This is a genomic window from Streptosporangium sp. 'caverna' (assembly GCF_003203775.1).
Taxonomy (GTDB): domain Bacteria; phylum Actinomycetota; class Actinomycetes; order Streptosporangiales; family Streptosporangiaceae; genus Streptosporangium; species Streptosporangium subroseum.
On sequence record NZ_CP029711.1, the window covers coordinates 7,232,812 to 7,245,898 of the forward strand.

Below are 13,087 nucleotides of genomic sequence, written 5' to 3' on the forward strand. Positions count from 1 at the left end.
GCCCTGCTCACGAGCTTTCACGAGGAGGAACGGTGCGGACGGCAGATCGGCTGGTGGTCCAGACCGTACGGCGGGGCGGCCCCTGGCTGGGCGTTCTCGCCGTCACCTCCGTCATCGGCGCCTTCGCGGAACTGGCGCTCCCCCTGGTCCTGGGCAGAACGGTCGACAGTCTCGTGGCGGCCGGGCCCGAGGGCGGATCCTGGCTCGGCGCCTGCGCCGCCATCGTGATCCTGACCGTGCTCTGCGACACCCTGGGCGTCTGGGCCTCCGGATCGAGCAGCGCGCAGGCCTCGGCGTGGCTCCGCAACCGGATCGCGCGGCACGTCCTCGGAGTCGGCCAGGCGATGACCCGCCGGTTCTCCGAAGGAGACCTGGCCACCCGGATGGGCGTGAACGCCGAGGAGGCCGGGCGCGCCCCCGAGTCGATCGTCACCGGGGCGACGCTGATCATCCCCACGGCGGGCAGCATCGTGGCGCTCACCCTCATCGACTTCTGGCTGACCCTGACCCTGGTCGCCGGCCTCGTCCTCATCGCGCTGGTGCTCCGGGCCTTCCTCCAGGTGAGCACCTCGATCGCCGGCGACTACCAGGAGGCGCAGAGCGACATCGCCGCCCGCCTGGTCGACGCCCTCGCCGGAGCCCGCACGATCGCCGTCGCCGGTACCGCCGACCAGGAGAGGGCTCGGGTGCTGACCGCCCTGCCCCGGCTGCGCCTGCACGCCATGGAGATGTGGCGGGCCAACGCGAGGGCCGGGGTGCAGGCGGGCATCGTGGTGCCGCTGCTGGAGGTGGCCGTGCTGGCGGTGGGCGGGCTGCGCCTGGCGGCCGGTGATCTCACGGTCGGCGAGCTGTACTCCGCCGCCCGCTACGTCGTGCTCGGAGCCGGTCTCGGCGCGGCGCTGGGCTACGTCAACCGGCTGGCCCGGGCACGTGCCGCCGCCGGCCGGATCACCGAGCTGATCGACGAGAGGCCGAGAGCGTACGGCGGGCAGCCGCTGCCCGCGGGCCCCGGCACCCTGGAGTTGCGCGGCGTCACCGCCGACGGGCTCGCCGACGTCGACCTCGTCGTCCCCGGCGGATACGCGGTGGCCGTGGTCGGCCGGTCCGGCACGGGCAAGTCCCTGCTCGCCGCCCTCGCCGGCCGGCTGGTGGACCCCCTGAGCGGGACGGTCTCCCTCGACGGCGTGCCGCTGCCCCGGCTCTCCCCCGAGGCGCTGCGCCACGCCGTCGGCTACGCCTTCGAACGCCCCGCGCTGATCGGCGGCACCATCGCCGGGGCCATCGGCCTCGGCCTCGACCGCCCCGATCCGGAGACCGTACGCGCGGCCGCCCGCGCGGCGTGCGCCGACACCTTCGTCCGGCGACTCCCCCTGGGATACGACACCCCGCTGGACGAGGCCCCCATGTCCGGCGGGGAACGGCAGCGGATCGGCCTGGCCCGCGCCTTCGCGCACGGCGAGCGCCTGCTCATCCTGGACGACGCCACCTCAAGCCTGGACACCGTCACCGAGCGCCAGGTCGGCAGGGCACTCGCCGGAGAGCTGCACGGCCGTACGCGCCTGATCGTGGCCCATCGGGTCGCGACCGCGGCGGCGGCCGACCGGGTGATCTGGCTGGACGGCGGCCGGGTGCGCGCCTACGACAGCCACCACGCACTGTGGCGCGATCCCTACTACCGGGCCGTCTTCCAGGCGGGTGCCCCGTGAACCGCCCCGTGCGCCGGGCGCTCAGAAGCGACCCGTACCGGCTGGTCAGGCTCGGTGCCTGGTCCGTCGCGGAGACCGCGCCCGCCCTGGTCATCGGCCTCGCCATCGCACGGGCGATCGACGAGGGCTTCGCCGCCGGCCGGCCGGGCGTCGGCTTCGCCTGGCTGGCCGTCCTCGGCGGCGCCTGGCTGTTGGCCGCGGTCGGCGCGCGGCAGGTCGTGATGGCCGTCGCCGCGATCGTGGAACCGTTCCGCGAGGATCTGCTCGCCCATGTCGTCGAAGGCGCGCTCCAACGGTCGACCGCGTCGGGCCGGGGGCCGGGCACGGGGGCGGTGGCCCGGTCGAACCTCCAGGTCGAGCTGGCCCGCGACGCCTTCGCCTCGGTCATCACGGTGGTCAGGTCCTTCGTCTTCACCGTGGTGAGCGTCATGCTCGGCCTGACGACCCTCATCCCCGAGGTGCTCGTGCTGGTCCTGCCCCCGTTTGTCGTGGGGCTGGGCCTCTTCCTGCTCTCGCTGCCCGCCCTGGCCAGGCGGCAGCGGGCCTTCATCATGGCCGACGAGCACACCGCCGAGTCGCTCACCGACATGGTCGGCGGGCTCCGCGACATCACCGCCTGCCGCGCCGAGGACCGGGTGGCCGCCACGGTCGGCCTCCAGGTGGCGGAGCAGGCACGCGTGACGCGGTCGCTCGCCCGGGTGACCGCGCTGCGCACGGTGTCGCTGGCGGTGGGAGGGTGGCTGCCCGTGCTGCTCGTGCTCGCCGGCACCCCCTGGCTGATCAGCCGGGGAGCCGGCGCCGGGGTGATCCTCGGCGCCCTGGCCTACATCACCCAGTCGCTGGCCCCCGCGCTCGGCAACCTCGTGGAGGGTCTGGGGATCAGCGGGGTCCGGCTGCGCGTGTCGCTCAACCGCATCCTGCACTCGGAAGACCTGCCCCGCCGACCGTCCGGGCGGAGCCCGTCCAAGGGCACGTCCAGGGGAGCGGGAGTCGAGCTGCGCGGTGTGACGTTCGCCTACGGACCGCACGCGGAGCCGGTGATCGACGACCTCCATCTGTCCGTCCCCGAGGGGGATCACATCGCCGTGGTGGGGCCCAGCGGCATCGGCAAGTCCACGCTGGCCGCACTCGTCACCGGCATGCTCCGGCCCCACTCCGGGCAGATCCTGGTGGGCGGCGTCCCCGCCGAGGAGCTCCATCCGGCGGGGCGGACGCTGATCCCCCAGGAGGCCTACGTCTTCCGGGGCTCCCTCATGGAGAACCTGACCTATCTCGCCCAGGCGCCCGCGGCCGCCGTGGACGGCGCCGTGGCCGCGGTCGGTCTCACGGCCCTGGTGACGCGGCTGGGCGGATACTCCGCCGAGATTCACTCGGGCATGCTGTCGCCGGGCGAGCGCCAGCTGATCGCCCTGGCCCGCGCCTACCTGGCCCCGGCCCGGCTGGTGATCCTCGACGAGGCGACGTGCCATCTGGATCCGGCGGCCGAGGCCCGCGCGGAGGAGGCGTTCATCCGGCGCGGCGGCACGCTCCTCGTCATCGCCCACCGGCTCACCTCGGCGCTTCGCGCGCGGCGAATCCTCGTCATGGACGGAACCAGCGTCCAGCTGGGCGGGCACGAGGAGATGCTCGCCGTCTCCCCTCTCTACGCGGACCTGGTCGGCCGATGGAACCCTTCGAACACTCAGGAGCTGGTCCCGTGATCTATCCACCCGCCGAACGGCAGCCGGTCGTCGACCACCTTCACGGCCATGCCGTACCCGATCCCTACCGGTGGCTTGAGGATCGGGAGAGCCCGGCGACGCAGGGCTGGCTGGCCGCCCAGGACGATCTGTGGCGCGGCCACGCCGCCGCGCTGCCCCGCCGCGACAGGTGGCGCGCCCGCGTGTCCGAGCTCACCGACGCGGGAACGGTCGGCCCTCCGCTCTGGCGGGGCAGGCGCCGGTTCTTCCTGCGCCGTACGGCCAGGCAGGAGCACGCGGTGCTCTACACCATCGCCCCCGACGGGGCCGAGGAGACGCTGATCGACCCGATGGAGATCGATCCCAGCGGGCTGACCACTCTCGACAAGTGGCAGCCCGACCTGGACGGACGGCTGCTGGCCTACCAGCTGTCCAGGTTCGGGGACGAGCGGTCGGAACTGCGGGTCATGGACGTCGGCACCCGGCAGATCGTGGACGGCCCGATCGACCGTTGCCGTTACTCGCCGATGGCGTGGCTCCCCGACGGGAAGTCCTTCTACTACGTCCGCTCCCGCCAGGTCTGCCTGCACCGGCTCGGCACCCCGGCCGAGGACGACATCGTGATCTGCGGGGCCGACCGCTCCTACGGTCTGGGAATCAGCTACAACGGCCGCTGGCTGACGGTCTCGGCGCCGTCCGACGGCGGCAACGACCTCTGGCTGGCCGACCTGTCGAACTCCTCCCCCGACCGCCCGGACCTGCGGGTGATCCAGGAGGGGGTGGACGCGGTGACGGTGTCCACCGTCGGCCGCGACGGGCGCCTGTACCTTCTCACCACCCTGGACGCGCCCCGGGGTCGCCTGTGCGTCGCCGATCCCGCTCGCCCGCGGCCCGAGCACTGGCTCGACCTGGTCGGCCCGGATCCGGAGGCGGTGATCGGTGACTTCGCGATCACCGGCGACTCGGTGCTCCTCGTCGGCTGGACCCGGCACGCGATCAGCGAGATCAGCGTCCACGACCTGAGGACCGGGGAACGACGCGGCGAGGTGCCGCTGCCGGGACTGGGTTCGGCCGGAGGGATGTCCACCCGCTCCGGGGGCGGCCACGAGGTCTGGTTCACCTACACCGACGGGGTCACACCGCCCAGCGTGCACCGCTACGACGTGCGCACCGGGCAGACCTCGCTCTGGGCCAGTGCGCCGGGCACCGTCGAGGTGCCGAAGCTGGAGGCTCGCCAGGTGGTCTACCCCTCGGCGGACGGCACGGCGGTGCGGATGGTCGTGCTCGCCCGTCCGGGGACCGGTCCCCGGCCCGCGATCCTGTACGGCTACGGCGGGTTCGGGCTCTCCCTCACGCCCTCCTACTCCAGCTACATCCTGCCCTGGGTCGAGGCCGGCGGGATCTTCGCGCTCGCCCAGCTGCGCGGCGGCGGAGAGGAGGGCGCGCAGTGGCACCGCGACGGCATGCTCGACCGCAAGCAGAACGCCTTCGACGACTTCACGGCGGCGGCCGAGAAGCTCATCGCCGACGGCTGGACCACGGCCGGACAGCTGGGCGTCTGCGGCGAGTCGAACGGCGGGCTGCTCGTCGGCGCCGCGGTCACGCAGCGCCCGGACCTGTTCGCCGCCGCCGTCTGCTCGGCCCCGCTGCTCGACATGGTCCGCTACGAGCGGTCCGGACTCGGCCCTTCGTGGCGATCGGAGTACGGCTCCGCCGACGACCCCGAGCAGCTGGGCTGGCTGCTGGGCTACTCCCCCTACCACCGGGTCACGGACGGGGTGGACTATCCGGCGATGCTGCTGACCACGTTCGACGGTGACTCCCGGGTCGACCCCATGCACGCTCGCAAGATGTGCGCGGCCCTGCAGCGGGCCACCTCGGGCTCGCGCCCGGTCCTGCTGCGTCACGAGGACGGGGTCGGGCACGGGTCCCGGTCGGTCAGCCGGTCGGTCGACCTGGCGGCCGACATGCTCGCCTTCCTCGCCGCGCACACCGGGCTCGGCGACCGGCCGACGACCGGCGGGGAACCACCGATCAGACCCGTGACCGGTGACGGACCGGAGATCGGGAACGGGGACCGGCGGGAAACCACCGATCGGGTCGGCGACCGGTAACGGATTGGCGATCAGGCCGACGACCGGCAAGGGGACCGGCGGGGAACCACCGATCGGTCGGCGACCGGTAACGGGCCGACGATCAGGTCGGCGACCGCCGAGGAACCGGCGATCAGGTCGGCGACCGGTACCGGATCACCCCGAGATCTCCCAGGTCGTCGGGCCACAGCCAGCCGGCCTCCCTGGCGATCGTGACCGCCTCCACCCGTGTCCGGGCTCCGATCTTGCTGAGGATCCGCGACAGGTAGTTGCGCACCGTTCCCCCGGAGAGACAGAGCCGGTCGGCGATCTCACCGACCGGCGCCCCCTCGGCCGCGGCCTTGAGCACCTCCAGCTCGCGGGTGGTGAGCGGGTTCTTCCTGGCGTGGAGCGCGGCGACGGCCAGATCGGGGTCGACGACCCGTTCGCCGGCGGCCACCCGGCGCACGCACTCGGCGAGCTGCCTCGCGGGGGTGTCCTTGACGACAAAACCGCGCGCCCCGGCGTCCAGCGCCCGCCGCAGCGCCGCCGGGGTCGCGAGACCGGTCAGGATCACCGCCTTGCACTCGGGAAGCCTGCGGCTCAGCTCCGCGGTCGCGGTGAGACCGTCGGTGCCGGGTAACCCGATGTCGATGAGCGCGACGTCCGGTCTGTGGAGCAGGCACGCGGGCACCACCTCGTCACCGTGTCCGACCTCGCCGACCACGGTGACGTCCTCCTCCGCGGAGAGCAGGGCGACCATGGCCCCGCGGATGAGATGCATGTCCTCGGCGATCAGGACGTTTATCACGGTGCTCGCTCCTTTTTGGTGGCGTACCGGTGTTCCTGGGCCAGGGTTGTTACCTAAAGGGGTCAAACGATTACGCACCATGCCCGAGTTAAGCATCGATACACGGGATCCATAAAAGGAATCGCCTCCTCCCGCGCATCGGGAACCCTCTCGCGAGGTTCCTTCGCCCACCGAGTGAGCGTTTCGATCGGTTTGACGTGTTCGCAGGGTGAATCCCGAGGCCGGCCGACCGGCGGCACTCAACGCCTCGGCGAGCGGGTAGCCTCTTGGGGCATGCCGGGAGGTCAGGGGGCACATTGTCGGCGTCACCTCTGGACCAGGCACCCGTCCAGCGCGACATCTACCGGGCCATGGGACTGGCACTGCGCGTAGGCGAACTGCTGCTCGGCAGCGGGGAGTCCACCGAGACGGTCACCGTCACCATGCGCAGGGTCACCAACGCATACGGCGTGCCCCACTGCGAGGCCGACGTGAACCTCTCGGTCATCACGCTGTCGCACGTCCCCACGGACGGCAGCGCGCCGGTCACCGCCCAGCGCAGGGTCCGTCGCCGCCTGCCCGACTACGACCGGCTGATCGCGGTCCACGACATGGTCAGGGAGGCCTCCGGCAGGTCGGTGCCGCTCGACGACGCCGAGGCCCGGCTGCGGGAGATCACCCGGCGGGTTCCGGCCTACCCCAACTGGTTCCTGGTCACCGCGCTCGCGCTGATCGCCTCCTCGGCGAGCATCCTGGTCGGCGGCGGCTGGTCCGTCGCGGTCGCCGCGTTCTGCGCCACCGTGCTGGGCGACCGGGCCAGCGCGTGGCTGGCCAGGCGGGGCGTGGCGGAGTTCTTCCAGCTCACGGTGGCGGCGATGCTCGGCTCGCTGGTCTCGGTCCTGATGATCGCGATCGACGCGCCCGTTCAGGCCTCGGCCGTGGTGGTCGGCGCGGTCGTCGCGCTGTTGCCGGGCCGCCCGATGGTGGCCTGCGTGCAGGACGGCATCGCCGGGGAGTACGTGACGGCGACCGGCAGGCTGTTCGAGATCTTCTTCATACTGGCCGCGGTCGTCTCGGGGATCGGCATCACGCTGTACGCCGCGATCCGCCTCGGCGTGCCGCTGAGGGTGGAGAACGTGCCCGGCGCGCCCCTCGTGCTCAGGCCGGAGCAGTTCCTGGGCGCCGTCGGGGTGACGGTGTCGTTCGCCGTCGCGCTCCTGGTGCCGCCCCGCTACCTGATCCCGGCGGCGATCGGCGGCGGGGTGACCTGGACGGTCTTCGTGCAGCTCCACAGCTGGCAGGTCCCGACCATCCTGGCGACGGCCGTCTCCGCCGCGGTCGTCGGCCTGTTCGGCACCGCCTACACCAGGCACGTCAAGGTGCCCTCGATGGTGATCACGATTCCGGCGATCGGCACGCTGCTGCCCGGCACCGCCCTCTACCGGGGCATGCTCGAGGTCAGCCTCGGGCACGGGGACGCGGGTGCGTCCAGCCTGCTGCAGGCTCTGTCGACCGCGCTGGCCCTGGGAGCCGGGGTCATCCTCGGCGCGGAGATCCTGCGTGCGGTCACCGGCTCCGACCTGACCAAGCGGGTGCTCCGCCCGGCCGCCCGCCGTACCCGAGGCTCCGCCGAGCGCGCCCCGGAGAAGTCACGAAGTCGTCGTGGACAGGGTGGAGCCCCGGCGCTCCTTGCGGACGCGGAGTTGAGCGGGGACGCGGGTGCGTAGCTCGGCGACGTGACTGACGATGCCGACCGCCCGGCCGCCGTCGCGCAGGTTGTCGAGGATGTCGAGCACCCCGTCCAGGGTGTCCTCGTCCAGGGTGCCGAAGCCCTCGTCGACGAAGAGGGTGCCGAGCTCCACTCCCCCTGCCTCGGCGGTCACCACGTCGGCCAGGCCCAGGGCGAGCGCCAGCGAGGTGACGAAGCTCTCGCCGCCGGACAGGGTCGCCGGATCGCGGTCCACACCGGTCCAGGCGTCCAGGATCCGCAGGCCGAGCCCGCCGCCCGACTTGCTCCGGTCGCCCGCGGTGCGGCTGAGGTTGTGTTCGAGGAGATATCGCCCGCCCGACATGTGGTCGAGCCGCTCGTTGGCCGACTCGACCACCTGGCGGAGACGCTCGCCGAGCACGTAGGACGACAGTCGCATGTTCCACTGGTTGTCGGTGGAGTTACCGCCGGTCAGGGCGGCGAGCCGCTCGGTCAGGCGGTGCCGCTCGGCGGCGGGCAGCCAGCGTTCCAGGCAAGCGGCCAGCTCGGTGCGGAGGGCGGCCAGGCGAGCCCGGCGGGCCTCGGCCTGGTGCCGTTCGGAGAGCAGGCCGGCGTGCACGGCGTCGGCCGCGTCCCGCGCGGCCCGCAGCCCGGCGAGGTCGGGCTCGGGCTCCGCGGCGGCGGCGATCAGCTCGGGGTCGGCGAGCAGCGCGGCGACCTCGGTGCTCGCCCTGTCGAGCTCCTGGAGCCGTTCGGTCTTCTCCTTCAGCTCGGCGGCGGGACGGATCGCCGCGCGGGCGTCGTCGAGCCCGAGGAACCCGGCCTCGACGATGGCGGCCAGGGCCCGCTCCCGGGCGGTCGCGAGCTCGGCCGCGGTGGTCCGCTCCTCACGGGTGGCCTCGACCGCCTCCCCGAGCAGGTCGGCCTCCTCGGTCAGCCGTTCCAGCCGGGCGGCCAGGGTCGCGTCGTGCCCCCTGGCCTCGTTGATGCGGCCGGTGAGCTGCTCGGCGTCGGCGGTGAGCCCCTCGACGTTCGTACGGCGGGCGGCGAGGGCGACCGCGAGCTCGCGTGAGCGCTCTCCCAGAAGTCCCAGCTCGGCGGCCAGCGCGTCCGCCTCGGCCAGCAGCCCGCGCTCGGCCTCCGCCGACTCCCGCAGCGCGGTCAGTGCCCGCTCCGCCTCGGCGAGACCGGCCCTCGCGAGCTCCACGGCGAGATCGGTCCTGTCGCACGCCTCGCGGTGGCCGGCCGCGAGCTCGGCGACGAGGGTCGCGGCGGCGAGGGCGACGGCGAGGAGCGCGGCCTCCCCGGTGAGACGGTCGCGGCGCGCCTGGACGGTGGAGTCCATGCCGCGGGCGCCGTCCAGGCGGGCGGTCAGCCGGTCGTGCTCGGCCTGCCATCCGGCCAGGCGCATACGGTCTCCGGTCAGCCGCCGGGCGAGCTCCGCGGCTTCCCTCCTCGCTTCGTCCAGCTCGGCGGCGAGGCGCTCCACCTCCGCGGCGAGTGCCTCCTCGGTGCTCGCGGCCGAGGTCAGGGCCTCCAGCTCCCGCTCGGCCTCGGCGAGGGTCTCCTCGGCCTGCCGCACGGTCAGGTCACCGGCGATCGCGAGGGCCTCCTCCAGGCGGGAGCTCAACGCGGTGACGGTGTTGCCGGCGTCCCGGCGGCGTTCCGTGGCCGTCTCGTAGGCGCTCTGGGCGGTGCGTTCGTCCTCGGCGGTGGGCGCCTCGGCGGCGGGGGCGGCCGGGGCGGGGTGGTCGGGTGAGCCGCAGACCGCGCAGGGGTCTCCGGGGGAGAGCTTGGCCGCGAGCTCGGCGGCCATGCCCTCGATCCTGGCCTGGCGGAGATCCTGGTGCCGGTCGCGGAGATCCTGGGCCTCGTCGACGGCCTTCACCTCGGCCGCGCGGGCGTCCTTCAGCTCGGTGCGGAGGTCGTCGCGGCGCCGGGCGGCGCCGAGCACGGCGGCGGCGGTGCCGGCCGCGGCCCGCGCGGCCGGGATCCCGGCCGCCTGCGCCCTGGCGGCGGCCAGCCGCGCCGAGGCGTCCGCCGACTCGGCGGGCAGTCCTTCCTGGCGCTCGTGGAGCACCGACTCCTGCCGGGCGAACTCCTGGATCTCGAGGTCGAGCGCGGTGAGCAGACCGTCCAGCTCGGCGAGCCGGGCCTCGTCGGCCCGCAGCCCTTCCAGCCCCGCGAGCTCCTCACGGCGCTCGCGCTCCCAGGAGGCCAGCGCCTCACGGGCCCCGGATTCGTCGGCCTCGTCCGGCGCGACGGGCAGGACCGCGAGCTTGGCCGCCAGGTCCGCGCGGGCGCGAGACAGCTCGGCGGCGAGGCTCTCGCGGCGCTCGGCCGCCCGGAGCAGGACGGCGGCGCTCTCGGCCGCCGACTCGGCGGCGGGGACGCGGGCGGCGTCGAGGCGGGCGGCCGTGAGGCGGGCGTCCACGTCGAGCCGGAGGCCGGGCAGGACCTCCAGGCGGGCGTCGGCCTCGGCCTGCGCGGCGGTCAGATCGACGATCTCCCGGCCGGCCCGCTCACGCTCCTGGACGATCGTCGCCAGGCGTGACTCCTCGGTGCGCAGCTCACGCAGCCGGGTGATCTCACTTTGGCGGTCGCGCTCCAGCGTTGCCAGAAGGTCCGGGCTGGGGTCCCGGCCGGCGGCGAGGAGGGGAAGCGCGCGGGCCACGGCGTCGGCGGCCAGCTGGGAGGCCTTGGCCGCGGCCTCGGACCGCTGCTCCGCGCCCTGGATCAGGGGGAGCAGCCGGTCGGCGCGGGCGGCCTCCGTCAGGGTGGCCTGCAGATCTACCCGCTCCTCGGCGGTCTCCTCGACCATGCGGCTCCGCGTGAGCGCCTCGGCGTGGCGACGCCGCCGGTCGGCCAGCGCGGCGCCGTACTCCAGGCTCGTGCGCGACTCGCGCACCGCGACCTCGCCCTCGGCGCAGTCGCGGCTCACCCGGGCGACCATCCGGCCCGCGAGCTTCTCAAGCGCGTGGGCCCATTCGAGCGGGTCCTCCTCCACGGAGACCGCCACGCTTCGCGGTCCGGCGCCCTCGGCGAGGTCGGAGACCACTCGCGCGACACCGGAGGCCACGCCGTCCGGCGCCTCCCCGAGGGCCGCCCCACCCGAGAAGGCCGCGCCGTCCGGGGAGACCGAGCCGTCCTGAAGCTCCTCCGAGGTCTCGCCGTCCCGGAGGTCGCCGGAAGCCGCGCCGTCCCGGAGGTCGCCGGAGGCCGCGTCGTCCGGAAGGTCGCCCTCGGCCAGGGCCGTGATAAGGGCGGGGCCCGCGGCCTCCTCCAGGCGCTTGGCGGCGAAGTCCACCTCCCTGCGGAGGGACTGCTGCTCGCGGTGGGCCTCGGTCCGCCTGTCCGCGAGCCAGGATTCGGCGGCGGCGTAGATCTTCACGGAGAACAGGCGTTCCAGGACCTTGCGGCGGTCCTCGCCGTCGGCGCGCAGGAACTTCGCGAAATCGCCCTGGGGCAACATCGCGACCTGGAAGAACTGGTCGGCGTTCATGCCCAGCAGGGTGCCGATCAGCTCGCCGGCCTCGTCGACCCGGGTGGTCAGCCCGATCCACTCCCCCGAGGCGTTGAGCTCCTGGAGGAGTGCCTTCTCGTTCTCCCTGGTGGTGCCCGTACCCCTGAGCTTCGGGCGCTGCCAGGACGGCGATCGGGTGATCTTCAGTCGCCTGCCCCTGATCGTGACCTCCAGCGCCACGCTCGGCCCCCGGCCCGGGGGCGCGTGATCACAGCGCAGGCTCTTGGCGCTGTCGCGCTTGCCGGGCACCCTGCCGTAGAGGGCGTAGCAGAGCGCGTCGAGAACCGTGGTCTTGCCCGCGCCGGTGGGACCGTGGATCAGGAACAGGCCCGCCTCGGTGAGGGCGTCGAAGTCGACCTCCTCTTCGGCGGGAAAGGACCCGAACGCGGTGATCCACAGACGGTGCGGGCGCATCTACGCCATCGCCTCCTTGGTTCGGCATGCCTCGACGGCCTTCTGGAGCAGATCGGTCTCGGCGGGGTCGGCGGCCTCGCCCCTCACCTCGCGGACGAAGTCGAGGGCCACCTCGATCTCGGGACGGCCCGCGACCTTGGGACGCGCCACGGCGTCCTGGACTCCGCCCTCGGGCTCGAAGGACAGGGTGAGCGTGTGCGGGAAGCGGGACCTGAGCCGGTCCATGGCTCCCTTGGGGCGGATCGGGTCGGTGAGCACCACCTGGAGCCAGTGGTCCTCGTAGGGGGCGTGTTCGTCGGAGGTCAGCAGCTCGTCGATGCGCCCGCTGAGCCGGTTGACCGGCCGGGGCACCGGCGCCTCGACGAACTCGGCGCTCACCCGGCCGCCCTGGTCGAGGTCCACCAGCCAGGAGCCCTTCAGCTGGCCGACCTCGGAGAAGGAGTAGGCGAGGGGGGACCCGGAGTAGCGGACGGTCTCGCTCATCCGCTGGCGGCCGTGCAGATGTCCCAGCGCCACGTAGTCGACGCCGTCGAAGGCCGAGACCGGGACGTGCGCGACGCCGCCGACGCTGATGTCGCGCTCGCTGTCGCTGCCCCTTCCCCCGGTCACGAACGCGTGGGCGAGGACCACCGATCGGGGGCCCCGGCGGGAGAGATCGTCGCGGATCAGGGACATGGCGTGGTCGATCGCGGCGGTGTGGGTGCGCTCGGGCAGCTCCCAGGGGACGCGCACCAGCTCGGGCTCCAGGTAGGGGATGCCGTAGAAGGCGACCTCGTCGATCACCACCGACTCACCGACCCGCCCCGGATCGGTGCGCAGGTGAACGCCTGCGGCGTCGATCAGGTCGGCGCCGAAGCCCAGGCGGCGCGCCGAGTCGTGGTTGCCGCTGATCACCACGGTGCGGACACGCTCGGCGGCCAGCCTCCGCAGTGCCTGGTTGCACAGATCCACCGCGTCGACCGAGGGCAGCGCCCGGTCGTAGACGTCGCCGGAGACGACGACCACGTCGACCCGCTCGGATCTGACCGTCTCGATCAGGTGGTCGACGAAGGCTCCCTGGGCGGTCAGGAGGCTCTCCCGATGGAACGAACGGCCCAGATGCCAGTCTGATGTGTGCAGCATCCGCATGTCGCATGAAGCTAACAGGCCCCGGCGATAAATGACGCCACTCTCATCACATGGGTCTCTCGCACTG

At 73.4% G+C, this 13,087-nt stretch carries 7 protein-coding genes; 4 read left to right on the top strand and 3 right to left on the bottom strand.

The window, feature by feature from the left end; all coding sequences use genetic code 11:
• The first annotated feature begins 32 nt into the window (after positions 1-32).
• From DKM19_RS31655 to DKM19_RS31665, 3 genes are read left to right on the top strand one after another with little or no spacing between them, the layout of a single operon-like run.
• The gene (locus DKM19_RS31655) at positions 33-1,706 is read left to right on the top strand and encodes an ABC transporter ATP-binding protein (protein ID WP_110700717.1); all 1,674 of its coding nucleotides are present in this window, start codon (positions 33-35) and stop codon (positions 1,704-1,706) included.
• On the top strand, positions 1,703-3,406 hold the full coding sequence (locus DKM19_RS31660; RefSeq protein WP_110700719.1) for an ABC transporter ATP-binding protein: 1,704 nt from the start codon (positions 1,703-1,705) through the stop codon (positions 3,404-3,406). The genes DKM19_RS31655 and DKM19_RS31660 overlap by 4 nt, the downstream gene beginning before the upstream one ends.
• Positions 3,403-5,499 (top strand): prolyl oligopeptidase family protein, encoded by a 2,097-nt coding sequence (locus tag DKM19_RS31665; RefSeq protein WP_239513687.1) that lies wholly within the window; start codon positions 3,403-3,405, stop codon positions 5,497-5,499. The genes DKM19_RS31660 and DKM19_RS31665 overlap by 4 nt, the downstream gene beginning before the upstream one ends.
• 112 nt (positions 5,500-5,611) lie before the next feature.
• Here DKM19_RS31665 and DKM19_RS31670 read toward each other — a convergent pair whose 3' ends face one another.
• The gene (locus tag DKM19_RS31670) at positions 5,612-6,268 is read right to left on the bottom strand and encodes a DNA-binding response regulator (RefSeq protein ID WP_110700723.1); all 657 of its coding nucleotides are present in this window, start codon (positions 6,266-6,268) and stop codon (positions 5,612-5,614) included.
• A 296-nt stretch (positions 6,269-6,564) separates the two neighbouring features.
• On the opposite strand from DKM19_RS31670, the gene DKM19_RS31675 reads away from it, so the two are divergent.
• On the top strand, positions 6,565-7,974 hold the full coding sequence (locus tag DKM19_RS31675) for a threonine/serine exporter ThrE family protein (protein ID WP_110700725.1): 1,410 nt from the start codon (positions 6,565-6,567) through the stop codon (positions 7,972-7,974).
• Here DKM19_RS31675 and DKM19_RS31680 read toward each other — a convergent pair.
• Both DKM19_RS31680 and DKM19_RS31685 read right to left on the bottom strand, forming a co-directional pair.
• A complete protein-coding gene (locus DKM19_RS31680; RefSeq protein ID WP_110700727.1) occupies positions 7,897-11,892 on the bottom strand; it encodes an AAA family ATPase in 3,996 nt (1,331 codons plus the stop codon). The genes DKM19_RS31675 and DKM19_RS31680 overlap by 78 nt on opposite strands.
• A complete protein-coding gene (locus DKM19_RS31685) occupies positions 11,893-13,020 on the bottom strand; it encodes an exonuclease SbcCD subunit D (protein WP_110700729.1) in 1,128 nt (375 codons plus the stop codon).
• Between the last annotated feature and the right edge of the window lie 67 nt (positions 13,021-13,087).

Excerpts from the sequence above, each read along its gene's own strand:
- DKM19_RS31680 (WP_110700727.1), bottom strand. The coding sequence starts at position 11,892 with ATGCGCCCGCACCGTCTGTGGATCACCGCGTTCGGGTCCTTTCCCGCC.
- DKM19_RS31685 (WP_110700729.1), bottom strand. The coding sequence starts at position 13,020 with ATGCGGATGCTGCACACATCAGACTGGCATCTGGGCCGTTCGTTCCAT.